The sequence below is a fragment of the Streptococcus sp. A25 genome, from assembly GCF_043674095.1.
In the GTDB taxonomy this organism is placed as follows: Bacteria; Bacillota; Bacilli; order Lactobacillales; family Streptococcaceae; genus Streptococcus; species Streptococcus suis_V.
The window spans coordinates 80820-103216 of sequence record NZ_JBIMJO010000006.1; the positions used below are offsets into that span (position 1 = coordinate 80820).

Genomic DNA, 22397 nt, shown 5'->3' on the forward strand with positions numbered 1-22397 from the left:
GCAGTTCGTACAGGCTGCCTTTTCGCATCGTTTTTCTTGCTATTTTCTCTGGCATGTGCTAGAATGATAGGAGTAAATAAGAAGTAAAGGGGGTTGGCGCAAGTCAACCCTTTACCTGTACCTTAAGATAACGAAGGAGGTGTCTATGTCATCGATTGTTGATTTGGTCACAGAGGCGATTGCTCCCACCATCCAGCCCCCTTATGAGCTGGTAGATGTGGAATATGGCAAGATGGGTGGAGAGTATGTCCTGTCCATTTTTGTGGATAAGGAGGGTGGCATTTCCCTGCAAGATACGGCAGACTTATCAGAGGTCATCAGCCCGCTCCTGGATGGGATTAAACCAGACCCATTTCCAGACCAATACATGTTGGAAGTGACTAGTCCTGGTTTGGAGCGTCCTTTGAAAACGGCGGCAGCTGTTGAGCAGGCGGTTGGAAAATACATCAATGTCAAGCTCTATCAGGCTATTGACAAGGTAAAAGTTTTTGAGGGGACCCTCTTGTCTTTTGATGGGACTGATTTGGTTCTAGAATACATGGACAAGACCCGTAAAAAAGAAGTAACCATTCCTTATCAGACTGTTGCCAAAGCCCGTTTGGCTGTTAAGATTTAATAGATTGATTTTTTAAGAAAGGACCTTTTGAAGTCAAAAGGAAAACAAGATGAGTAAAGAAATGCTAGAAGCCTTCCGAATTTTAGAGGAAGACATGGGGATTAACAAGGTTGATATTATCGAAGCAGTGACAGAGTCGCTCCGCTCAGCCTACAAGCGTCGCTATGGCCAATCAGAGTCAGCTGTTATTGAGTTTGACGAGAAGAAGGGCGATTTCCACGTATTTACGGTTCGTGAAGTCGTAGATGAAGTCTTTGATAGCCGTTTGGAAATCAGCCTCAAGGATGCCTTGGCTATTTCATCTGCCTACGAAATGGGCGATAAAATCAAATTCCCAGAAGATCCTGCTGAATTCGGTCGTGTGGCGGCCCAGTCAGCCAAACAGACCATCATGGAAAAAATGCGCAAGCAAAAGCGTGCTATTACCTACAATACCTACAAGGAACATGAAAATGAAATCATGTCTGGTACGGTTGAACGGTTCGACAACCGCTTCATCTATGTCAACTTGGGAACTATTGAGGCACAATTGTCCAAGCAGGACCAGATTCCTGGTGAGGTTTTCCAATCCCACGACCGCATTGAAGTTTATGTTTATAAGGTCGAGGACAATGGTCGCGGTGTCAACGTTTTTGTAAGCCGTAGTCATCCAGAAATGATCAAACGCCTGATGGAGCAGGAGATTCCTGAAGTCTACGATGGTACCGTTGAAATCATGAGCGTGTCTCGTGAGGCAGGTGACCGGACCAAGGTTGCTGTTCGTAGCCACAATCCAAACGTGGACGCTATCGGTACAATCGTTGGTCGTGGTGGTTCAAATATCAAGAAAATTACGAGCAAGTTCCACCCAGCTCGCTACGATGCTAAGAACGACCGTATGGTGCCTGTTGAGGAAAACATCGACGTTATCGAGTGGGTGCCAGATGAGGCAGAATTCATCTACAATGCTCTCGCGCCTGCTGAAGTAGACCAAGTTCTCTTTGACACAGAAGATGGTAAGCACGCGACAGTCGTTGTACCAGATGATAAATTGTCACTTGCAATCGGTCGTCGTGGTCAAAACGTCCGCCTGGCGGCTCACCTGACTGGTTTCCGTATTGATATCAAGTCAGCTTCAGAGTATGAAGCTATTGAAGCAGCCCAATATGCAGCGGCAGAAATTGTCGAAGAAACGTCCGAAGAAGTAGAATAAGATTCAAGGAGCAACCATGGCAAAAGCTAGAAAAATACCCTTGCGCAAGTCTGTGGTGTCCGGTGAAATCATCGACAAACGGGATTTGCTCCGCATTGTAAAAAATAAAGAGGGCCAGGTTTTCATTGACCCGACTGGTAAGGCAAATGGCCGTGGTGCCTACATCAAGCTGGATAATGATGAGGCGGCCCAGGCTAAGAAACGTCAGGTTTTCAACCGATCCTTCAGCATGGAAGTGTCAGAAGAATTTTATGATGAATTGATTGCCTATGTCGACCACAAGGTCAAGAGGAGAGAGCTTGGACTCGAATAAGAAGCAAAAAATCTTAAATTTACTGGGCTTGGCCCAACGGGCAGGTCGCCTGATTTCAGGGGAAGAATTGGTCGTTGATGCTATTCGCAAGCAGCAGGCAAAATTGGTCTTTTTAGCCAATGATGCTGCCGGAAATTTAAGCAAAAAAGTAACAGATAAAAGTCATACCTATCAAGTAGAAGTTGTAACCGCGTTTTCAACGCTGGAATTGAGTGCAGCTGTCGGCAAGGCTAGAAAGGTGCTTGCAGTGACAGACGCTGGATTTACAAAGAAGATGAGGTCTATTATGGAATAGAACAGGAGGACAAGGCATTGTCTAAGAAGAGATTGAATGAAATCGCCCGAGAATTGGGTGTAAGCAGTAAGGAAGTAGTGTCCAAGGCTCAAGAATTGGGTTTTGATGTCAAAAGCCATGCTTCGAGTGTTGATGAAGCGGGAGCTAAGCGAATTACAGATAGTTTTTCAGCTAAAAAGCCGGAGGCGCCCAAACCAGCTCCCGTACAGGCTGAGAAAGTTGTAGAAAAGCCAAAGGTGGCAGAACAAAAGGTGGAGACACCGAAAGCTGAAAAACCAGTTGAAGCAAAAACTGTCAGCCAAGAGGTTAGCAAGCCAGCTCCACCGGTTCGTCGTCCACAGAGCCGTAACTTCAAGGCAGAACGTGAGGCGCGTGCCAAGGAGCAAGCGGCCAAATGTGCCCAAGGTGGACAAGGGAAAGGCCGTCGTGACAACCGTCAAAGTGGCCAAGCTGGTCAAGGCAACAACCGCAACGATCGCCGTGATTTCCGTGGTAACCAAGGGGGCAATGACCGTAAGGAAAACCGCTTTGGAGACCGTCGCGACAATCGTGACAACCGCCGCCAAGACAATCGCGGAGGAAATGGTAGCTTTAATCGCAGCGACCGTCGTCAGGAGGAAGTGGTTCGTCCAGCTGCTCCTAAGATTGATTTCAAGGCCCGTGCAGCAGCTTTGAAAGCTGAGCAGAACGCAGAATACGCTAAGACAAGCGAGGAGCGTTTCTTGCAGGCTAAGGCAGCTAAAGATCAGCCTAAGAAGCCTAAGGAAATCAAATTTGAAGAGCCGGTTGTGGAAACAAAACCAATCGCTGAAACCAAACCTGCTTCAGTCCCAACTGCGGTAGCGGAAAGTACAGTCGATACGCGTCGTAAAAAACAAGCTCGACCAGATAAGAAGCGTGACTTTAATAGTGACGATGAAGATGGTCCACGTAAACAACAAAGAAATCGAAATAGTCAAAATCAAGTGAGAAATCAAAGAACAAGTAACTGGAATAACAACAAGAAAAATAAAAAAGGTAAGAACAATCAGACTGCCAAACCTGTCACAGAGCGTAAATTCCATGAATTGCCAACAGAGTTTGAGTATACAGCTGGTATGACCGTAGCAGAAATTGCGAAACGGATCAAGCGCGAGCCTGCTGAGATTGTTAAAAAGCTCTTCCTTATGGGGGTTATGGCAACTCAAAACCAATCTCTTGACGGAGATACCATCGAACTCCTCATGGTGGATTATGGTATTGAAGCCAAGGAAAAGGTTGAAGTGGACAATGCAGACATCGAGCGTTTCTTTGTAGAAGAGGGCTACCTAAATGAAGAGGAAATGGTTGAACGTCCGCCTGTTGTTACCATCATGGGTCACGTTGACCACGGTAAAACAACGCTTTTGGATACCTTGCGTAATTCTCGTGTGGCGACAGGCGAGGCTGGTGGTATCACCCAGCATATCGGTGCCTACCAGATTGAGGATGCTGGCAAGAAAATTACCTTCTTGGATACGCCAGGACACGCGGCCTTTACCTCTATGCGTGCCCGTGGTGCTTCTGTTACCGACTTGACCATCCTTGTAGTAGCGGCGGACGACGGTGTTATGCCACAGACCATCGAGGCAATCAACCACTCTAAGGCTGCCAATGTCCCAATTATTGTTGCTATCAACAAGATTGATAAACCAGGTGCCAATCCAGAGCGTGTAATCGGTGAATTGGCAGAGCATGGTGTTATCTCAACAGCTTGGGGCGGCGAGTCTGAATTTGTTGAAATCTCAGCCAAGTTCAACCAAAACATCGACGAACTCTTGGAAACGGTGCTTCTTGTAGCGGAAATCCAAGAGCTCAAGGCTGATCCCACTGTTCGTGCCATCGGTACGGTTATCGAGGCGCATTTGGATAAAGGAAAAGGTGCGGTTGCGACCCTCTTGGTTCAACAAGGTACTCTTAATGTCCAAGATCCAATCGTTGTCGGCAATACCTTCGGTCGTGTTCGTGCTATGACCAACGACCTCGGTCGTCGTGTCAAGGTTGCAGGACCATCAACACCTGTTTCGATTACTGGTCTTAACGAGGCGCCAATGGCAGGCGATCATTTTGCGGTCTATGAAGATGAAAAATCTGCGCGTGCAGCAGGTGAAGAACGTGCCAAACGTGCCCTTCTCAAACAACGTCAGGCTACGCAACGTGTCAGTCTTGAAAACCTCTTTGATACTCTTAAAGCCGGTGAAGTCAAGTCTGTTAACGTGATTATCAAGGCAGACGTGCAAGGTTCAGTTGAGGCACTTGCTTCATCTCTTCAAAAAATTGAAGTCGAAGGTGTCCGTGTCAATATCGTTCACTCTGCAGTCGGCGCCATCAATGAGTCAGACGTGACTCTCGCAGCAGCGTCGAATGCTTTGATTGTCGGTTTCAACGTTCGTCCAACGGCAGAAGCGCGCCAGCAGGCAGAAACTGACGATGTTGAAGTGCGTCTCCACAGCATTATCTACAAGGTTATCGAGGAAATGGAAGATGCCATGAAGGGTATGCTGGATCCTGAGTACGAAGAAAAAATCATTGGTGAAGCAGTTATCCGTGAGACCTTCAAGGTATCCAAAGTTGGTACCATCGGTGGATTTATGGTTATCCGTGGTAAGGTTACCCGTGATTCAAGCGTCCGCGTTATCCGTGACGGTGTCGTTGTCTTCGACGGTAAATTGTCTAGCTTGAAACATTACAAGGACGATGTCAAGGAAGTTGGAAATGCCCAAGAGGGTGGTCTCATGATTGAAAACTTCAATGACATCAAGGTAGATGATACCATTGAAGCTTACATTATGGAAGAAATTAAGAAATAATAAGCAAGTAAGAGGTTGGAAAGGCAACCTCTTCGCTTTATAAGGAAATAGAAAGGAGTTCCTATGGCAAATCATTTTCGTACAGATCGCGTAGGGATGGAAATCAAGCGCGAAGTCAATGAGATTTTGCAAAAGAAAGTCCGTGATCCACGTGTGCAGGGCGTGACCATTACAGATGTACAGATGGTCGGTGACTTGTCCATGGCCAAGGTTTACTACACCATTATGAGTAATCTGGCTTCGGACAATCAAAAGGCTCAAACTGGTCTGCAAAAAGCGACAGGAACCATCAAACGGGAATTGGGGCGTAAGTTGACCCTCTATAAGATTCCTGATTTGGTCTTCGAAAAGGACCAATCCATTGAATACGGCAACAAGATTGATGAGATGTTGCGAGCTTTGGATAAGAAAGATTAAGCTAATCCCCTGTATTCACAGTTTGGCACCTGAGAGAAGGCTAGTTTTTCTCGAAATACAGTCAGTATTCCATCTCAACCGACCTTGAGTAGGAAAAAAACTATTTCTTGTCTAAAGGGACCTTACTTGTGAATACAGCTTCAAGAATCGGGTAGAAATACCTGATTTTTCTTTTAAATGGCTATAAAAACCTAAAAAAATATATACTTTTCTAAAAATAGTAAATTTTCTGATAATTGTTGAAATTTGGCAAACAATTCGGTATAATAAATATAATTACAGTGTAAAGAGGAATTTATGGCAACATTATTAGAAAAAACACGGAATATTACGTCGATTTTAAAGCGTTCCGAAGAACAATTGGCAGAAGAACTGCCTTATAATGCGATTGCAGACCACCTGTCTGCAATTATCGACTGTAATACTTGTATTATCAATGCGGAAGGAGAAATCCTTGGCTACCACATGAACTACAAAACCAATAATGATCGTGTGGAAGAATTTTATGTCAATAAGCAATATCCGGAAGAGTATGTTAAGGCCATTGCGCAAGTTTATGACACGCAGGTCAACTTGCCGGTGGAGAGTGAATTGACAGCTATTCCGGTTGAGTCTCGTTCGACCTATCCAAATGGTTTGACGACCATTGCACCAATTCACGTGACGGGTATTCGTTTTGGTTCGTTGATTATTTGGCGCAATGATGAGCAGTTCCACGATGATGATTTGATTTTGGTGGAGATTGCGGCGACGGTGGTTGGTATCCAGTTGCTCAACTTCCAGCGGGAAGAGGATGAGAAGAATATTCGTCGTCGGGCAGCGGTCAATATGGCGGTCAATACGCTTTCTTACTCAGAAATGAAGGCTGTAGCTGCGATTTTGGGTGAGTTGGATGGCAATGAAGGTCAGTTGACGGCCTCTGTCATTGCAGACCGTATCGGTATTACTCGTTCGGTGATTGTCAATGCTCTTCGTAAGCTGGAGAGTGCTGGTATTATTGAAAGTCGTTCTCTGGGTATGAAGGGGACTTATTTGAAAGTTCTGATTCCTGCTATTTTTGATGAGATTAAAAAACGTGACTACTAAGATGACAAAAGCACTGATTTCGATTGATTATACGGTTGATTTTGTAGCGGACGATGGCAAATTGACAGCTGGTAAGCCTGCTCAAGCTATTGCAGACCGAATTGCGCAAGTGACCCAAGAAGCCTTTGACCGTGGGGACTATATTGTCTTTGCCATTGATGGGCATGAGGTGGACGACGATTTGCATCCAGAAAGCAAGCTCTTCCCACCGCATAATATCATGGGCACCAGTGGTCGTGATTTGTATGGTCCCCTGGCGGATTTTTATGCTGAATATCAGAACCATGCACGTGTGCGTTGGATGGACAAACGCCATTATTCAGCCTTTTCTGGAACGGATTTGGATGTTCGTTTGCGGGAAAGAAGGATTGATACGGTGGTTTTGACGGGTGTTTTATCCGATATTTGTGTGCTCCATACTGCCATTGATGCTTATAACAAAGGTTATAAGATTGAAGTCATTTCTTCAGCAATTGCGGCTTTGACGGAGGAAAAACATCAATTCGCCCTCAACCATCTGCAGCATGTGCTCGGTGCGACCATTATTGACTAGTGATTCTGACCAGCCAATCAGGCTGGTTTTTCCATGCCTAAAAGCTGACAAATGAGGTTATTTGGTTCTTTGTCCTCTTTCTAAAGTATGGTATAATGAGAAGATGAATTTCCAATAGGAGGAAGGTAAGTATGAAGATTTCTGAGGCTGAGGTGCGTCACGTTGCCAAGCTGTCTAAGCTGGAATTTACAGACCAGGAAACGGCGGAATTTGCAACGACCTTGAGCAAGATTGTTGATATGGTTGAGTTGTTAAATGAGGTGGATACGACAGGTGTGCCAGTGACGACCACCATGGCAGACCGGAAAAATGTCTTGCGTGCCGATGTGGCAGAGCAGGGTGAAAGTCGTAAGGACTTGTTCAAAAATGTACCTGAAAGTAAAGATTTCTACATCAAGGTACCAGCTATTTTAGACGGGGGAGGAGATGCCTAATGACATGGAATAATAAAACAGTTGATGAATTGCACGACCTCCTGGTCAAAAAAGAGATTTCTGCGGTCGAGTTGACCAAGGCGACGATTGAAGATATTCAGAGCCGCGAAGCTGTTGTGGATGCGTTTTTGAGTATCAATGAAGACAAGGCTTTGGCACAGGCAGCTGCCCTCGACCAAAAAGGGATTGATGCGGACAATGTCATGGCCGGTATTCCTTTGGCGGTTAAGGATAATATTTCAACCAAGGGTATTTTGACAACGGCTGCGTCAAAAATGCTCTACAATTATGAACCGATTTTTGATGCGACGGCTGTTGCTCAGGCCTATGCCAAGGATATGATTGTCATCGGTAAGACCAACATGGATGAATTTGCGATGGGTGGTTCCAATGAAAATTCTGCCTTCAAGCCGACGAAAAATGCCTGGGACCAGACAAAAGTGCCGGGTGGTTCATCAGGTGGTTCTGCGGCTGCTGTTGCGGCTGGTCAAGTTCGCCTGTCCTTGGGCTCAGATACAGGTGGTTCTATTCGCCAGCCTGCGGCCTTTAACGGAATTGTCGGTATTAAGCCGACTTATGGAACGGTTTCTCGTTTTGGTTTGATTGCCTTCGGTAGCTCCCTGGATCAAATTGGTCCTTTCTCTCAGACTGTCAAGGAAAATGCCCAGTTGCTCAACGTCATTGCTGGCCATGATGTTAAGGATGCTACATCTACTGTTAATGAGATTGCAGACTTTACTAGCAAGATTGGTCAAGACATTAAAGGCATGAAAATTGCTATGCCAAAAGAATACATGGGCGAAGGGATTGATCCACAGGTCAAGGAAACCATTCTCAAGGCGGCTAAGCACTTGGAAAGCCTGGGGGCGATTATTGAGGAAGTTAGCCTGCCACATTCTAAGTATGGGGTTGCCGTTTACTACATCATTGCTTCCTCAGAGGCGTCTTCTAACTTACAACGTTTTGACGGTATCCGCTATGGTTTCCGTGCAGAAGATGCGACAAACTTGGATGAGATTTACGTGAAAACCCGTAGCCAAGGTTTTGGTGAGGAAGTCAAACGTCGTATTATGTTAGGGACATTTAGCTTGTCATCTGGTTACTACGATGCCTACTTCAAGAAGGCTGGTCAGGTGCGGACCTTGATTATCCAAGATTTTGAAAAAGTCTTTGCGGACTATGACTTGATTTTGGGGCCGACAGCTCCGACGGTTGCCTTTGGGTTGGACACGCTCAACCATGACCCTGTGGCTATGTACTTGGCGGACTTGTTAACAATTCCTGTAAACTTGGCAGGTCTTCCTGGTCTTTCTATTCCTGCTGGTTTTGTTGAAGGCTTGCCAGTTGGTTTGCAGTTGATTGGTCCAAAATACTCAGAAGAGACCATTTACCAAGTGGCTGCGGCCTTTGAAGCGACAACAGATTACCACAAGCAACAACCAGTGATTTTTGGAGGTGCCAACTAATGAACTTTGAAACGATTATTGGTCTAGAAGTCCATGTGGAGTTGAATACCAACTCGAAAATTTTCTCACCTTCATCTGCGCATTTTGGTGAGGATCCAAATGCCAATACCAACGTGATTGACTGGTCCTTCCCAGGTGTCCTTCCTGTTCTTAACAAGGGTGTTGTGGATGCTGGAATTAAAGCTGCCTTGGCCTTGAATATGGACATTCACAAGGATATGCACTTTGACCGTAAGAACTATTTCTATCCTGACAATCCCAAAGCCTATCAGATTTCCCAGTTTGACGAGCCGATTGGCTACAATGGCTGGATTGAGATTGAGCTAGAAGACGGTTCAACCAAGAAAATTCGTATCGAACGTGCGCATTTGGAAGAGGATGCGGGTAAGAATACCCACGGTACAGACGGCTACTCTTATGTGGACCTTAACCGTCAAGGAGTGCCATTGATTGAGATTGTGTCAGAAGCCGATATGCGCTCGCCTGAGGAGGCCTATGCTTACTTGACAGCCCTTAAAGAAATCATCCAATACACTGGTATTTCAGATGTCAAGATGGAAGAGGGGTCTATGCGCGTGGATGCTAACATTTCCCTTCGTCCCTATGGTCAAGAAAAATTTGGTACCAAGACTGAGTTGAAAAACCTCAACTCCTTCAACTATGTTCGCAAGGGCTTGCAGTATGAAGTAGAACGTCAGGCCAAAATATTACGTTCAGGTGGTCAAATCCAGCAGGAAACACGTCGTTATGATGAATCTACTGGGGAAACCATTCTCATGCGTGTAAAAGAAGGATCAGCTGACTACCGTTACTTCCCAGAGCCAGACCTACCGCTCTATGAGATTGATGATAGTTGGATTGAGGAAGTGCGTGCAGAATTGCCAGTCTTTCCAAAGGCTCGCCGTGCTCAGTATGTGGAGAACTTGGGCTTGACAGCCTATGATGCAGGTCAGTTGACCTCTACCAAGGCCCTGTCTGACTTCTTTGAAGCGGCAGTAGCAGCAGGTGGCGATGCTAAGCAGGTATCCAACTGGTTGCAGGGTGAGGTGGCTCAATTCCTCAATGCTGAAGGTAAGACTATTGAGCAAATCGCTTTGACACCAGAAAACTTGGTTGAGATGATTGCCTTGATTGCGGATGGCACTATTTCATCTAAGATTGCCAAGAAAGTCTTTGTTCACTTGGCGAAAGAAGGTGGCTCTGCTAAGGCTTACGTTGAGAAAGCTGGCTTGGTACAGATTTCAGACCCAGCGGTCCTCATTCCGATTATCCACCAAGTCTTTGCGGATAACGAGGCAGCCGTAGCTGACTTCAAGTCCGGCAAACGCAATGCGGACAAGGCCTTTACAGGTTTCCTTATGAAGGCAACAAAAGGTCAGGCCAATCCACAAGTTGCTCAACAATTACTAGCCCAAGAATTGCAGAAGTTGTTGGATTAAATGAAACAATGAAGAGACTGAAACGGATGTTTTGGTCTCTTTTAATGGCGATAGATATGAAGCTTTGAATTTTTCGATGCCCATCCGTCCTTTTTGCTTGTCATTCTAATAAATGGTATAATGAAAGGAATCAGAAAAAGAGGACATTATGAAATATACAGATATGAAACTTAAGCCGTCCATCCAGGCGGCTTTGAAAGAGATTAACTTTGTCACGCCGACAGAGGTCCAGGAAAAATTGATTCCTGTGGTGCTATCTGGTCGTGACTTGATTGGAGAATCCAAGACTGGTTCGGGCAAGACCCATACCTTTTTAATTCCGATTTTCCAAAAATTGGACGAAGAGCTGGACCAGGTGCAGGCTGTTATCACAGCTCCGTCGCGTGAATTGGCGACCCAGATTTATCAAGCAGCCAAGCAGATGGCAGGGCATTTTCAACCTGAAGTCCGTGTGTCTAACTATGTCGGTGGGACGGATAAAAATCGCCAGATTGACAAATTGCAGGCTGGTCAGCCCCATATCGTTGTCGGAACGCCGGGTCGGATTTACGACTTGGTTCAATCGGGTGATTTGGCTATTCATAAGGCTAAGACCTTTGTCGTTGATGAGGCGGATATGACCTTGGACATGGGCTTTTTGGAGACGGTGGATAAGATTGCTGGGAGCCTGCCGAAAGATTTGCAATTCATGGTCTTTTCCGCGACCATTCCGCAAAAGCTCCAGCCTTTCTTGAAAAAATACCTGTCCAATCCTGTCATGGAACAAATCAAGACCCAGACAGTCATTTCGGATACCATTGAAAACTGGTTGATTTCGACAAAAGGGCGCGACCGCAATGCTCAAATTTTGGAAGCAACCAGGCTCATGCAGCCCTATTTAGCCATGATTTTTGTAAATACCAAGACTCGGGCAGATGAATTGCACAGCTACTTGCTTTCAAATGGATTGCGCGTGGCTAAAATTCACGGAGATATTCCACCTCGTGAACGCAAGCGTATCATGAACCAAGTTAAGAATTTGGATTATCAGTATATCGTAGCGACAGACTTGGCGGCTCGTGGGATTGATATTGAAGGAGTCAGCCATGTCATCAACGATGCCATTCCGCAGGACTTGTCCTTCTTTGTTCACCGGGTCGGTCGGACAGGACGCAATGGTTTGTCAGGTATTGCCATTACCCTTTATCAACCGAGCGATGATGCCGATATTCGTGAGTTGGAAAAACTCAATATCAAGTTCTTGCCCAAAGAAATGAAGGACGGCGAATTTGTCGATACCTATGACCGTGATCGTCGTGTTCAACGTGAAAAGACACGTGAGAAATTGGACATCGAGATGATTGGTCTGGTCAAGAAGAAGAAAAAGAAAATCAAGCCGGGCTATAAGAAGAAAATCCAGTGGGCGGTGGACGAAAAACGTCGTAAGACCAAGCGAGTGGAAGCGCGTGCTAAGGGGCGTGCAGAACGCAAAGCTAAGCGTCAAACCTTTTAAGAGTTAGCAGAGGGAGACCGATGTTACAATCAATATTAAGTAACTATTTGCAAGGACTACTCATTGCCACAATTATTGTGGTATTGCTGAGCTTGATTTGGTTTCTAATTCGAGCTTTAAAAAATCGAGATAAGACCTATCAAGAACGCCAAGAATTTTTATATGATTTATTGCTCATTAACATTATGACCATCCCTATTTTAGCTTTTGGAATCGTGGCCATTTTGTTAATGCTGAAGGCATAGAAGGAAGAAAGAATGTACGATACAATTGTCATTGGTGCAGGTCCTGCAGGCATGACCGCCGCACTTTATGCAGGACGGAGCAATCTCAAAGTTGCCCTCCTAGAACGCGGTATTTATGGCGGCCAGATGAACAACACCGCTGAGATTGAAAACTATCCAGGCTACGACCATATTTCTGGACCAGCTTTGGCTGAAAAAATGTTTGAGCCCCTTGAAAAATTCGGTGTGGACCATATTTTCGGGCCCCTCATCCGCATTGAAGAAGATGGACCTGTTAAAAAAGTGATTACCGAAGATAGCGTTTTGGAGACCAAGACGGTTGTCCTAGCCATGGGTGCCAAACACCGTCTGCTGGGAGTTCCAGGTGAAGATACCTACAACAGCCGCGGGGTTTCCTACTGCGCGGTCTGTGACGGAGCCTTCTTCCGTCAGCAAAAACTTTTGGTTGTCGGAGGGGGAGATTCTGCCGTGGAAGAGGCGCTTTTCCTGACCCAATTTGCAGAGTCTGTGACCATCGTTCACCGCAGAGATCAGCTACGTGCCCAAAAAGTTATCCAAGACCGAGCTTTTGCCAATGAAAAAATCAACTTCATCTGGGACAGTGTCGTCGAGGAAATCAAAGGAGATGACCTGCGCGTGCAAAGCGTGGTTATCAAGAATGTCAAGACTGAAGAATTGTCAGAGCTTGAATTTGGCGGAGTCTTTATCTATGTAGGGCTGGATCCGATGACTGAAAGCGTTGCGGATTTGGGTATTACCGATGAGGCTGGCTGGGTTGTGACCAATGAAAAAATGGAAACCAGCAAGTATGGCATCTATGCCATCGGCGACATTCGCCAAAATCAGCTCCGTCAGATTGCGACGGCTGTTGGAAATGGTGCAGTAGCTGGACAGGAAGTCTACAACTACATTACAGAACACGCTGAATAGGAGGGCTTATGTTTCACATTTACGATATTCAGAAAAATCCAGACGGTATTTCTTTTGAGAAAACACTGGATTTGAGCCAGGAAGTTCAGGGGCGTTCCAGCGAGGTTTTGGACCTATCGCCTGTCCAGGTGTCTGGTCGTGTCCATTTTGAGGCGGGGATCTTTTTCCTAGATTACCAGATGACCTACGACATTACCCTAGCTTCTAGCCGTTCGCTCCAGCCAGTGGTCTTACGTCGTGAGGAGCAGGTCAACGAACTCTTTGTGGCCAATGAAGCTGCTCTCAAGGACCAGGATTTGATTGACGAAGATATGGTTTTTGTGGTGGAAGAGGACTGCATTGTCCTAGAAGAAAGTGTCGCAGACAACATTATTCTCAACATTCCTATCAAGGTTTTGACGCCAGAAGAAGAGGCTGGGCAGGATTTGCCGTCGGGCCAATCTTGGACCCTGATGACCGAGGATGATTTCCAACAGGAAGCCCAGGAAAAGAAAGAGGCTAATAGTCCATTTGCTCAATTGCAGGGCTTGTTCGATGAGTGAAAAAGCTAGTGAAAGATTCAGAAAAATGTCGGAAGGTTAAATTATCAGAAAATTCTTGCCACTAGACTCTTTTCGGTGTATAATAGAAGATAGTAATTATAGGAGTTAGTATACATGACAAAAGCAAACTTTGGTGTAGTAGGGATGGCCGTTATGGGTCGTAACCTTGCTCTTAACGTTGAATCACGTGGTTACACAGTAGCCATTTACAACCGCTCTGCTGATAAGACAGAAGATGTGGTAGCTAGCAACCCAGGCAAAAACTTGGTACCAAGCTATGATGTGGAAAGTTTTGTCGCATCTATCGAAAAACCACGCCGTATCATGCTCATGGTTCAAGCAGGACCTGGTACAGATGCAACTATTCAATCTCTCTTGCCACACTTGGATGAAGGAGACATTTTGATTGATGGCGGAAATACCTTCTACGAAGATACCATTCGCCGTTCAAAAGAATTGGCAAATTCAGGCATCAATTTCATCGGTACAGGTGTGTCCGGTGGTGAAAAAGGTGCCCTTGAAGGTCCGTCTATCATGCCTGGTGGTCAAAAAGAAGCCTACGAATTAGTAGCGGATGTCTTGGAAGAAATTTCTGCAAAAGCTCCAGAGGACGGCGCTCCATGTGTGACTTATATCGGCCCAGATGGCGCTGGTCACTATGTAAAAATGGTCCACAACGGTATCGAGTATGGCGACATGCAGTTGATTGCTGAGTCTTATGACCTCATGCAACACCTGCTTGGTCTTTCGGTAGATGAAATGGCTGACATCTTTACTGAGTGGAATAAGGGTGAATTGGACAGCTACTTGATTGAAATCACTGCGGATATTTTGCAACGTAAGGATGATGAAGGTCAAGAAGGGCCAATCGTTGACTATATCATGGATGCGGCTGGTAATAAGGGTACTGGTAAATGGACTAGTCAATCATCACTTGATTTGGGTGTGCCGTTGTCACTCATCACAGAATCTGTATTTGCCCGTTATATCTCAACCTACAAGGATGAGCGTGTGGCAGCTAGCAAGGTCCTTCCAAAACCAGCACCATTTGCCTATGACGGCGATAAGGCTGAATTGGTGGAGAAAATCCGTCAAGCCCTTTACTTCTCAAAAATCATGTCTTATGCACAAGGTTTTGCGCAATTGCGCGTAGCGTCTAAAGAAAATAACTGGAACTTGCCATTTGGCGAAATCGCTAAAATCTGGCGTGCAGGTTGTATCATCCGTGCTCGTTTCTTGCAAAAGATTACCGATGCTTATGGACGTGATGAAGATTTGGCAAACTTGCTCTTGGATGAATACTTCCTTGACGTAACAGCTAAGTACCAACAAGCTGTCCGTGACGTTGTTGCCTTGGCAGTTCAAGCAGGTGTTCCTGTGCCAACCTTCTCAGCAGCCATTACTTACTTTGACAGCTACCGCGCTGAGAACTTGCCAGCAAACTTGATCCAAGCACAACGCGACTATTTTGGTGCCCACACTTACAACCGTAAGGACAAAGAGGGTGTCTTCCACTATGATTGGTATAGCGAAAAATAAATAATAGAAGTAGGGCGTGCAAGCGCCCTTCTTTCTGACTGAAATGGTCTTGAAACTTTCGATTAGATAAGGATATTATGGCTAAGAAAATTTTGATTGCAGGTCGTGAGCGCAATCTCTCGCATTTTGTTTCCATGGAATTGCAGAAGAAGGACTATTTGGTGGACTATGCTTCTACTGGCCAGGAGGCTTTGTCCTTGGCGCATGAGACGGATTTTGATTTGATTCTCATGAGTTTTCAGCTGTCAGATATGTCCAGTAAGGAATTATCCACGCAGTTATTAGCTATCAAACCTGCATCCGTCCTGATTGTGGCTATTGATTCGGCAGATGTGGATGAGCATGGTGAGGAAGTCTTGTCCTATGCGGTTTCCTATGTGGTCAAGCCCTTTGTCATCAGCGAATTGGTCGAGCAGATTTCAGCTATTTTCCGTGGTCGGGATTTTATTGACAATCATTGTACTCAGGTTCCCTTGCAGGCTGCTTATCGAGATTTGAAAATCGATTTTCAAAATCGCACGGTATCCCGTGGAGATGAGCTGATTAACCTGACTCGTCGAGAGTACGATCTCCTGGCGACACTGATGAATAGTCCTGAGCCTGTCACTCGCGAACAATTGTTAGAGCGGGTTTGGAAATACGAGGCGACATCATCGGAAACCAATGTGGTAGATGTCTATATCCGCTATCTGCGTGGGAAATTGGATGTAGCTGGAAAACCGTCCTATATCAAGACAGTTCGCGGTGTTGGATATGCCATGCGTGACTAAGTAAGAAAGGCTTGTCCTTTCTTTTTTGCTGGGCTTGTGTTAGTATTGTTAGTAAGAAATCTAAGGAGTAATTATGAATTCGTCGTTTAAAGAAAAGGCCTTGCTGATTTTATTGGCGGGTGCAATCCTCTTAGCTGTCCTTAATTGGTCGGCCTTGTACGCTATTATTAAGCTTGTCCTAGCAAGTATGAACTCTCTCTTCATTGGAGCAATCATTGCTTTCATCTTAAATGTACCTATGAAAAAGCTGGAAGTGCAGCTTGAAAAGGTCGCTTTTTTGAAAAAATCCAGCCGTAGTTTGGCCATTGTAGGGGTCCTCATTGCCTTTGTGATGATTGTGACAGGTTTGGTTCTGATTGTTTTGCCAACCCTGACCAAGACAGTTTCAGAGCTAGTAACGGTCAGCAGGACGGCTATTCCAAAATCGGTCACAGCCCTTACGGATTTTCTGGAGTCCAATGGCTTCTTGTCTGGTCAGATTGGTGACCAGATTGCAGGTTTTATTGAACAATTTAGGAATCTAGACTTTATTTCTAGTATTGTCACTCCGGTTCTGTCTCATCTGGTATCCAATGTTACAGGCATTTTTTCCAACACAATGACCCTGGTTATGGCCTTTTTCTTCACTTTGGCTATCCTGGGAAGCAAGGAACATCTGCAGTCCATGACGGGGAAACTCTTGCAGGCTACTCTGCCACAGAAAGCAGTTCGTCTGATCAACTACGTCGGGGAAGTTGTGATAGATACCTATGATAAATTCTTGATGAGCCAAATTGTAGAGGCCGTTATTATTGGGGTCCTGGTCTTTGTCAGCTATGGACTTTCTGGTATCCCCTATGCTAGCATGGCCGGTATTTTGGCAGGGGTCCTATCCTTCGTTCCCTATATCGGTCCATTTACAGCCTGCCTGATTAGTGCCCTCTTTGTGGCGGTACAAAATCCTTTGTTGGCTCTGTGGTCTATTGTTCTCTTCCAAATCATTCAATTGATTGAGGGTAATGTAATCTATCCGCGCGTAGTTGGACAGTCGGTTGGTCTGCCAACCCTCTTCACCCTGGCTGCAGCCCTGATTGGTGGAAATTTGTTTGGCCTTCTAGGAATGGTCTTCTTCACACCAATTTTTGCGGTCATTTACCGTCTGGTCAGGGAATGGGTTCACCATCGCCTGGATGACCAGATTGAAAGTACTTAGGAAAGCGTGCTTATCGCTTTCTTTTATTTTTGATTATTTTATGCTATACTGAAGTGATAAAAGCAAAGTAGGAGAAAGAGTATGCGTTGTCCAAAGTGTCAGAGTTTGAAGTCAAATGTTGTTGATAGTCGCCAGGCAGAAGATGGGAATACCATCCGTCGTCGCCGTTCCTGTGACCAATGCGGTCAGCGTTTTACCACCTATGAGCGAATTGAGGAAAAAACACTAGTAGTTGTTAAAAAAGACGGCACCCGTGAGCAATTTTCGAGAGAGAAAATCTTTAATGGCATTATTCGTTCGGCTCAGAAACGTCCAGTATCAACCGGTGATATTGATCAGGTGGTCAATCGAATAGAACAAAAGGTTCGCGCCCAAAATGATAGCGAAGTAGAAAGTGACTTTATCGGCAATTTGGTCATGGAAGAATTGGTTGAACTAGATGAAATCACTTATGTACGCTTTGCCTCTGTCTATCGCTCTTTCAAAGATGTTGGTGAGTTAGAAAACTTGCTCAAGCAGATGATTTCTAAGGGGTCAAAAGTGAAACCAGGTGCCAAAGATGAAACCAAATGATCCCTTTACCTATCTGAAAGCTGGGAATTTTGCACCTGATGTAATCAGTCTGAGCAAATGTTACCAGCCCATCATCGGTTTGGATGCGCTAGCGCTGTATTACTATTTATATAGTTTTGGTGACTCGGGGCAGGGGCGTTACCAATGGACTAGCATTCTAAATCACATGAATGTTGGCTTTCATCGCTTGCAGCAGGCGCTGGATATTCTGTCAGCAGTGGGTCTGTTGAAGATTTATCAGCTTGACGAGACTAGGGGCCTAGAGCTAATGCCTCCTTTAAGTGTCGGAGAATTTTTAGGCAAGCCCTTGTATCGGCATCTTCTTGAGCAAAGAATTGGCGAGGTTTCTGTGGAGAATCTCATACCCGCTAGCCCTAGCCAGGATAAGAATGTTTCCAAATCTTTCTCAGACGTTTTTGATGTGGAAGGACATATTTCTCCTGTAGCTAAGAGTAAGAGGGACTTTGACTGGTCAGCCTTCAAGGCTATGATGGCCAAGGACCAGCTACGATTTCAGGATGAGACGGACGATGTGATTGCTCTTAGTCACATAGCAGAGCGGTCCGGCTGGACCTGGTTGGAAACCTATCACAAGGTCAAGGAAACGGCTATCGGCCAGGTTATTTCGACCAAACGACTGTCACAGTCAGACCAAGCCTCCGCTAAACAAACGAGTGGGCTCACAGACCAGGAAAAAATCATCGTTCGTGAGGCCAAGTCCAAGTCTAGTCTGGAATTTTTGGTCTTCATTAAGGAACAAAGAAAGGCAGCAGTGACCCAGTCGGAGCGCAAGTGCCTGACAGATTTGGCTCAAATTGGTCTCTTGGATGAAGTTATCAATGTCCTTGTTCTTTACACTTTTAATAAGGTGGATTCGGCCAATCTCAATGAAAAATACGCCCTCAAGTTGGGCAATGATTTTTCCTATAAGGGGATTGGAAATGCAGAGGCAGCTGTCCTTTATCTGAGGGAATTGAAAGCAGGAAACAACAAGAAGGCAAGTGTCCTGAACAAGCAAGTGTCAGCAACTAATGTGCCGGACTGGAGCAAGGAAGAAGTTAAGCAAGAGCAAACGAGAGAAGGACAGGCCCAACTAGCCGCCCTCTATCGCGAATTGGAAGAAATGGAAACACAAGGAGGTGGCTGATGAAATCAGTGCAAGACAGGCTGTCACAAACAGCCAACTCTAGTCGCAAGTCCTATCAAGAACTCTACCAGGAGATTGTAGCGGATGCAGATGTGGCTGACTTTATAAAAGAACAAGGTTTGACACAGCAGGAAATTACCTTGTCTATTTCCAAATTTTTGGAATATATCAGCCAGCGCGACCAGTTTCTCAAGCAAGACGAAAGTTATATGGCTAAGGGCTACCAGCCTGTTCTCATTATGAATGAGGGCTATGCGGACGTGTCCTATTTGGAAACGGCAGAATTGGTTGAGTATCGTCGTCTGGAAGCTATCAAAAATCGCATTCAGCTCATCAATATGCCAGCCAGTCTGAAAAATGTGACGGTGGCGGACATTGATAAGAACGATGAAAATCGGGTGGAAATCATGTTGGCCATTGCAGATTTTGTCAAACGCTTTGATGAAAAGCCCAAAGGACTCTATATCTACGGTCATTTTGGCATTGGCAAGTCCTATCTCATGGCTTATTTGGCTAATCTCTTGTCTAAAACGCATTTGCAGTCGACCACCATGCTCCATTATCCGACTTTTGTGGTGGATATAAAAAATGCCATCAAAGACGGTTCAGTTAAGGATAAGATTGACGAGATTAAGACCGCTCAAGTTTTGGTCTTGGATGATATTGGGGCTGAGCAACATAGTCCGTGGGTGCGTGACGATGTGCTACAGGTCATTCTTCAATACCGCATGCAGGAAAATCTACCGACCTTCTTTACTTCCAATTTCTCCCTTGATGATTTGGAGCGGCATTTCGCCTCTGGCAAGTCTGGTGATGAAACCTGGCAGGCCAAACGTGTCATGGAGCGCATTCGCTATTTGGCACGAGATTTACACCTGAAAGGGATCAACCGACGATGAATGAAACCATTGATTTGATGCTGGCCCATAGTTCTGTCCGCCGTTTTACAGATGAACCGATTGAGCGGGCGGATTTAGAGGCTATTATCACAGCTGGCCGTGCTGCCTCCAGCTGGAAGAATTTCCAGTCCTACTCAATAATTGTCATCCAGACTGAGGAAAAAAAGCAGGCCCTGTATGATTTGGTGCCCCAACCTGCTATCTTGCAGGCCAAGGCCATTCTGTTTTTCGTCGGCGACCACAATCGTGCCAGCAAGGCAGCGGAACTCCACGGAACCGATTTTGATGCCAAGGGTACGGAAAATCTCTTGATTTCCTCGGTTGATGCGTCTTTGGCTGGTCAGAATGCCCTGCTTGCTGCGGAAAGTCTAGGTTACGGCGGTGTCTTTATCGGCATGATTCGTCATCAGGCTTTGGCAATGGCAGAGCTGTTCAATTTACCAGACTATACCTATCAGATTTTTTGTATTGCACTAGGTCTTCCAGCTCAAGCTCATCCTGTCAAACCGCGTTTGGCGACAGAGGCAATTGTCTTTGAGGAAGAGTATGTCGAGCAGGATATTGAAATCATCAAATCCTACGATCAGATCCAGACAGTATACGCTGGAGACCGCCAGACTGAATTGTGGTCAGAACGGATTGTAGCCCAATTTGGCCAGGCAGAACAAGCTGAAACCAAGGTTATTTTAGAAAAAAATAAATTATTGTAAGAGAAGAGGAGGAGCTATGGCTCTACCAACTATTGCCATCGTGGGACGTCCCAACGTTGGTAAATCAACATTATTTAACCGGATTGCGGGGGAACGCATTTCTATCGTCGAGGATGTGGAAGGTGTGACACGCGACCGTATCTATGCGACTGCTGAATGGCTCAATCGCAAGTTCTCCATCATTGATACTGGAGGAATTGACGATGTAGACGCTCCCTTTATGGAGCAAATCAAGCACCAGGCTGATATTGCTATGAGCGAGGCTGATGTCATTGTCTTTGTCGTGTCTGGAAAAGAGGGTGTGACCGATGCGGATGAGTATGTATCTCGCGTCCTTTACAAGACCAACAAGCCAGTCATTTTAGTTGTCAACAAGGTCGACAACCCAGAGATGCGTAATGAGATTTATGATTTTTATTCGCTTGGACTAGGTGATCCGTATCCTGTGTCATCTGTCCACGGGATTGGTACAGGGGATGTCTTGGATGCTATCATTGAAAACCTACCAAATGAAGAGGTTGAAGAAAATCCAGATATTATCAAGTTCAGCTTGATTGGTCGTCCCAACGTTGGTAAATCCAGCTTGATTAATGCTATTTTGGGTGAAGAGCGCGTGATTGCTTCTCCAGTAGCTGGAACGACTCGTGATGCCATTGATACGCACTTTACAGACCCAGAAGGTCAAGAATTTACCATGATTGATACGGCAGGGATGCGTAAGTCTGGTAAGGTTTATGAAAATACCGAGAAATATTCAGTCATGCGTGCCATGCGTGCCATCGACCGTTCAGATGTGGTCCTCATGGTCATCAATGCCGAAGAAGGTATTCGTGAGTATGACAAACGCATCGCAGGCTTTGCCCATGAAGCTGGTAAAGGAATGATTATCGTTGTCAACAAGTGGGATACGCTTGAAAAAGACAATCATACTATGAAGAAATGGGAAGACGATATCCGCGACCAATTCCAGTATTTGTCTTACGCACCGATTATCTTTGTATCGGCCTTGACCAAGCAACGCTTGCATAAGTTGCCTGAGATGATCAAGGCCATTAGCGAAAGCCAGAATACCCGTATTCCGTCGGCTGTTCTTAACGATGTCATCATGGATGCCATTGCCATTAACCCAACACCGACCGACAAGGGCAAACGCTTAAAAATTTTCTATGCGACCCAGGTTGCGACCAAGCCACCTACCTTTGTGGTCTTTGTCAACGAAGAAGAGCTCATGCACTTCTCCTACATGCGTTTCTTGGAAAATCAAATTCGCAAAGCCTTTGTTTTTGAAGGAACGCCGATTCATCTGATCGCACGGAAACGGAAATAACACACATGAGAGGACCTCTTGGTCTTCTTTTTTGCTTAAAACCCAATTTTCCTTATTGACAATTGACTCTTTAGCTGATAGAATAATCAAGCTATCATTTGAAGCATTTGTTGATCAGGCTTTTAGAACCTAGCCGATGAAAAATAATTTTAAAATTTTTGAAAAAAGCTATTGACAGTATTAGATATAGATGATAGAATAATGAAGTTGTCTCGCGAGGGACTGTTTGCGAAGTAGAAACGAAAAAAGTTTCAAAAAGTAGTTGACAGGAAATCAGGGATGTGATATACTGATATAGTTGTCGCGAGAGACGATAAGACCTTTGAAAATTAAAGAAGACGAACCAAACGTGCAGGGTGATTTATAGAAATATAAATCGTCAATGACAAAAA

22 protein-coding genes and 2 pseudogenes are annotated in these 22397 nt (G+C 45.3%); all 24 read left to right on the forward strand.

Features of this window, described 5'->3' with window-relative positions; translation table 11 throughout:
* Window positions 1–145 precede the first annotated feature (145 nt).
* The 24 genes and pseudogenes from rimP (at window position 146) to der (ending at window position 22005) form a co-directional block, all read left to right on the forward strand.
* Window positions 146–616: a ribosome maturation factor RimP gene (gene rimP, locus ACHBID_RS03980; protein ID WP_105122961.1), complete on the forward strand. Its 471-nt coding sequence runs from the start codon at window positions 146–148 to the stop codon at window positions 614–616.
* Between the two features lie 49 nt (window positions 617–665).
* Window positions 666–1808 (forward strand): transcription termination factor NusA, encoded by a 1143-nt coding sequence (gene nusA, locus ACHBID_RS03985; protein ID WP_125266113.1) that lies wholly within the window; start codon window positions 666–668, stop codon window positions 1806–1808.
* A 16-nt stretch (window positions 1809–1824) separates the two neighbouring features.
* On the forward strand, window positions 1825–2121 hold the full coding sequence (rnpM, locus tag ACHBID_RS03990) for an RNase P modulator RnpM (RefSeq protein ID WP_105111611.1): 297 nt from the start codon (window positions 1825–1827) through the stop codon (window positions 2119–2121).
* Window positions 2078–2416, forward strand: coding sequence for a YlxQ-related RNA-binding protein (locus ACHBID_RS03995; protein WP_105111612.1), 339 nt, complete (start codon window positions 2078–2080; stop codon window positions 2414–2416). Before rnpM ends, ACHBID_RS03995 begins: the two co-directional genes overlap by 44 nt.
* Window positions 2417–2433: 17 nt before the next feature.
* Window positions 2434–3160, forward strand: a pseudogene (locus ACHBID_RS04000) (translation initiation factor IF-2 N-terminal domain-containing protein); the annotation flags it as partial.
* A 74-nt stretch (window positions 3161–3234) separates the two neighbouring features.
* Window positions 3235–5244 (forward strand): annotated as a pseudogene (gene infB / locus ACHBID_RS04005) (translation initiation factor IF-2); the annotation flags it as partial.
* A gap of 63 nt (window positions 5245–5307) precedes the next feature.
* A complete protein-coding gene (gene rbfA / locus ACHBID_RS04010) occupies window positions 5308–5661 on the forward strand; it encodes a 30S ribosome-binding factor RbfA (RefSeq protein WP_105111614.1) in 354 nt (117 codons plus the stop codon).
* 297 nt (window positions 5662–5958) lie between these two features.
* Window positions 5959–6747: a GTP-sensing pleiotropic transcriptional regulator CodY gene (codY, locus tag ACHBID_RS04015; RefSeq protein WP_105111615.1), complete on the forward strand. Its 789-nt coding sequence runs from the start codon at window positions 5959–5961 to the stop codon at window positions 6745–6747.
* A 1-nt stretch (window position 6748) separates the two neighbouring features.
* Window positions 6749–7300, forward strand: a complete 552-nt coding sequence (locus ACHBID_RS04020; protein WP_394731673.1) for a cysteine hydrolase family protein — start codon at window positions 6749–6751, stop codon at window positions 7298–7300.
* Between the two features lie 131 nt (window positions 7301–7431).
* On the forward strand, window positions 7432–7734 hold the full coding sequence (gene gatC / locus ACHBID_RS04025) for an Asp-tRNA(Asn)/Glu-tRNA(Gln) amidotransferase subunit GatC (protein WP_105111617.1): 303 nt from the start codon (window positions 7432–7434) through the stop codon (window positions 7732–7734).
* Window positions 7734–9200, forward strand: a complete 1467-nt coding sequence (gene gatA, locus ACHBID_RS04030) for an Asp-tRNA(Asn)/Glu-tRNA(Gln) amidotransferase subunit GatA (RefSeq protein ID WP_105111618.1) — start codon at window positions 7734–7736, stop codon at window positions 9198–9200. Before gatC ends, gatA begins: the two co-directional genes overlap by 1 nt.
* On the forward strand, window positions 9200–10639 hold the full coding sequence (gene gatB, locus ACHBID_RS04035; protein ID WP_125266110.1) for an Asp-tRNA(Asn)/Glu-tRNA(Gln) amidotransferase subunit GatB: 1440 nt from the start codon (window positions 9200–9202) through the stop codon (window positions 10637–10639). Before gatA ends, gatB begins: the two co-directional genes overlap by 1 nt.
* Window positions 10640–10787: 148 nt before the next feature.
* Window positions 10788–12131, forward strand: a complete 1344-nt coding sequence (locus tag ACHBID_RS04040) for a DEAD/DEAH box helicase (RefSeq protein WP_394731674.1) — start codon at window positions 10788–10790, stop codon at window positions 12129–12131.
* A gap of 20 nt (window positions 12132–12151) precedes the next feature.
* The gene (locus ACHBID_RS04045; RefSeq protein ID WP_105122970.1) at window positions 12152–12376 is read left to right on the forward strand and encodes a DUF4059 family protein; all 225 of its coding nucleotides are present in this window, start codon (window positions 12152–12154) and stop codon (window positions 12374–12376) included.
* Window positions 12377–12388: 12 nt separating this feature from the next.
* Window positions 12389–13306 carry a thioredoxin-disulfide reductase gene (trxB, locus tag ACHBID_RS04050; protein ID WP_105122971.1) on the forward strand — a complete coding sequence of 306 codons (918 nt, stop codon included), beginning with the start codon at window positions 12389–12391 and terminating at the stop codon, window positions 13304–13306.
* A gap of 8 nt (window positions 13307–13314) precedes the next feature.
* The gene (locus ACHBID_RS04055) at window positions 13315–13848 is read left to right on the forward strand and encodes a DUF177 domain-containing protein (RefSeq protein ID WP_105111623.1); all 534 of its coding nucleotides are present in this window, start codon (window positions 13315–13317) and stop codon (window positions 13846–13848) included.
* A 114-nt stretch (window positions 13849–13962) separates the two neighbouring features.
* Entirely contained in the window at window positions 13963–15387 is a 1425-nt protein-coding gene (gene gndA / locus ACHBID_RS04060; protein WP_172094883.1) for an NADP-dependent phosphogluconate dehydrogenase, read from the forward strand.
* 77 nt (window positions 15388–15464) lie between these two features.
* Entirely contained in the window at window positions 15465–16157 is a 693-nt protein-coding gene (locus ACHBID_RS04065; RefSeq protein WP_105111625.1) for a DNA-binding response regulator, read from the forward strand.
* Window positions 16158–16230: 73 nt separating this feature from the next.
* Complete coding sequence (locus ACHBID_RS04070) at window positions 16231–17349, forward strand: AI-2E family transporter (RefSeq protein ID WP_105160212.1); 1119 nt, start codon at window positions 16231–16233, stop codon at window positions 17347–17349.
* Between the two features lie 81 nt (window positions 17350–17430).
* Window positions 17431–17922 (forward strand): transcriptional regulator NrdR, encoded by a 492-nt coding sequence (nrdR, locus tag ACHBID_RS04075; protein WP_105160211.1) that lies wholly within the window; start codon window positions 17431–17433, stop codon window positions 17920–17922.
* The gene (locus ACHBID_RS04080; protein WP_105160210.1) at window positions 17909–19069 is read left to right on the forward strand and encodes a replication initiation/membrane attachment protein; all 1161 of its coding nucleotides are present in this window, start codon (window positions 17909–17911) and stop codon (window positions 19067–19069) included. Before nrdR ends, ACHBID_RS04080 begins: the two co-directional genes overlap by 14 nt.
* Entirely contained in the window at window positions 19069–19968 is a 900-nt protein-coding gene (gene dnaI / locus ACHBID_RS04085) for a primosomal protein DnaI (RefSeq protein WP_105160209.1), read from the forward strand. Before ACHBID_RS04080 ends, dnaI begins: the two co-directional genes overlap by 1 nt.
* Window positions 19965–20678 (forward strand): nitroreductase family protein, encoded by a 714-nt coding sequence (locus ACHBID_RS04090; protein WP_161943007.1) that lies wholly within the window; start codon window positions 19965–19967, stop codon window positions 20676–20678. Before dnaI ends, ACHBID_RS04090 begins: the two co-directional genes overlap by 4 nt.
* A 16-nt stretch (window positions 20679–20694) precedes the next feature.
* Entirely contained in the window at window positions 20695–22005 is a 1311-nt protein-coding gene (gene der / locus ACHBID_RS04095) for a ribosome biogenesis GTPase Der (RefSeq protein ID WP_105160208.1), read from the forward strand.
* The last annotated feature ends 392 nt before the right edge of the window (window positions 22006–22397 follow it).

Bases quoted from the DNA above. Each gene is read 5' to 3' on its own strand.
- rimP (WP_105122961.1), top strand. From the start codon at position 146: ATGTCATCGATTGTTGATTTGGTCACAGAGGCGATTGCTCCCACCATC.
- nusA (WP_125266113.1), top strand. From the start codon at position 666: ATGAGTAAAGAAATGCTAGAAGCCTTCCGAATTTTAGAGGAAGACATG.
- rnpM (WP_105111611.1), top strand. From the start codon at position 1,825: ATGGCAAAAGCTAGAAAAATACCCTTGCGCAAGTCTGTGGTGTCCGGT.
- ACHBID_RS03995 (WP_105111612.1), top strand. From the start codon at position 2,078: ATGTCGACCACAAGGTCAAGAGGAGAGAGCTTGGACTCGAATAAGAAG.
- rbfA (WP_105111614.1), top strand. From the start codon at position 5,308: ATGGCAAATCATTTTCGTACAGATCGCGTAGGGATGGAAATCAAGCGC.
- codY (WP_105111615.1), top strand. From the start codon at position 5,959: ATGGCAACATTATTAGAAAAAACACGGAATATTACGTCGATTTTAAAG.
- ACHBID_RS04020 (WP_394731673.1), top strand. From the start codon at position 6,749: ATGACAAAAGCACTGATTTCGATTGATTATACGGTTGATTTTGTAGCG.
- gatC (WP_105111617.1), top strand. From the start codon at position 7,432: ATGAAGATTTCTGAGGCTGAGGTGCGTCACGTTGCCAAGCTGTCTAAG.
- gatA (WP_105111618.1), top strand. From the start codon at position 7,734: ATGACATGGAATAATAAAACAGTTGATGAATTGCACGACCTCCTGGTC.
- gatB (WP_125266110.1), top strand. From the start codon at position 9,200: ATGAACTTTGAAACGATTATTGGTCTAGAAGTCCATGTGGAGTTGAAT.
- ACHBID_RS04040 (WP_394731674.1), top strand. From the start codon at position 10,788: ATGAAATATACAGATATGAAACTTAAGCCGTCCATCCAGGCGGCTTTG.
- ACHBID_RS04045 (WP_105122970.1), top strand. From the start codon at position 12,152: ATGTTACAATCAATATTAAGTAACTATTTGCAAGGACTACTCATTGCC.
- trxB (WP_105122971.1), top strand. From the start codon at position 12,389: ATGTACGATACAATTGTCATTGGTGCAGGTCCTGCAGGCATGACCGCC.
- ACHBID_RS04055 (WP_105111623.1), top strand. From the start codon at position 13,315: ATGTTTCACATTTACGATATTCAGAAAAATCCAGACGGTATTTCTTTT.
- gndA (WP_172094883.1), top strand. From the start codon at position 13,963: ATGACAAAAGCAAACTTTGGTGTAGTAGGGATGGCCGTTATGGGTCGT.
- ACHBID_RS04065 (WP_105111625.1), top strand. From the start codon at position 15,465: ATGGCTAAGAAAATTTTGATTGCAGGTCGTGAGCGCAATCTCTCGCAT.
- ACHBID_RS04070 (WP_105160212.1), top strand. From the start codon at position 16,231: ATGAATTCGTCGTTTAAAGAAAAGGCCTTGCTGATTTTATTGGCGGGT.
- nrdR (WP_105160211.1), top strand. From the start codon at position 17,431: ATGCGTTGTCCAAAGTGTCAGAGTTTGAAGTCAAATGTTGTTGATAGT.
- ACHBID_RS04080 (WP_105160210.1), top strand. From the start codon at position 17,909: ATGAAACCAAATGATCCCTTTACCTATCTGAAAGCTGGGAATTTTGCA.
- dnaI (WP_105160209.1), top strand. From the start codon at position 19,069: ATGAAATCAGTGCAAGACAGGCTGTCACAAACAGCCAACTCTAGTCGC.
- ACHBID_RS04090 (WP_161943007.1), top strand. From the start codon at position 19,965: ATGAATGAAACCATTGATTTGATGCTGGCCCATAGTTCTGTCCGCCGT.
- der (WP_105160208.1), top strand. From the start codon at position 20,695: ATGGCTCTACCAACTATTGCCATCGTGGGACGTCCCAACGTTGGTAAA.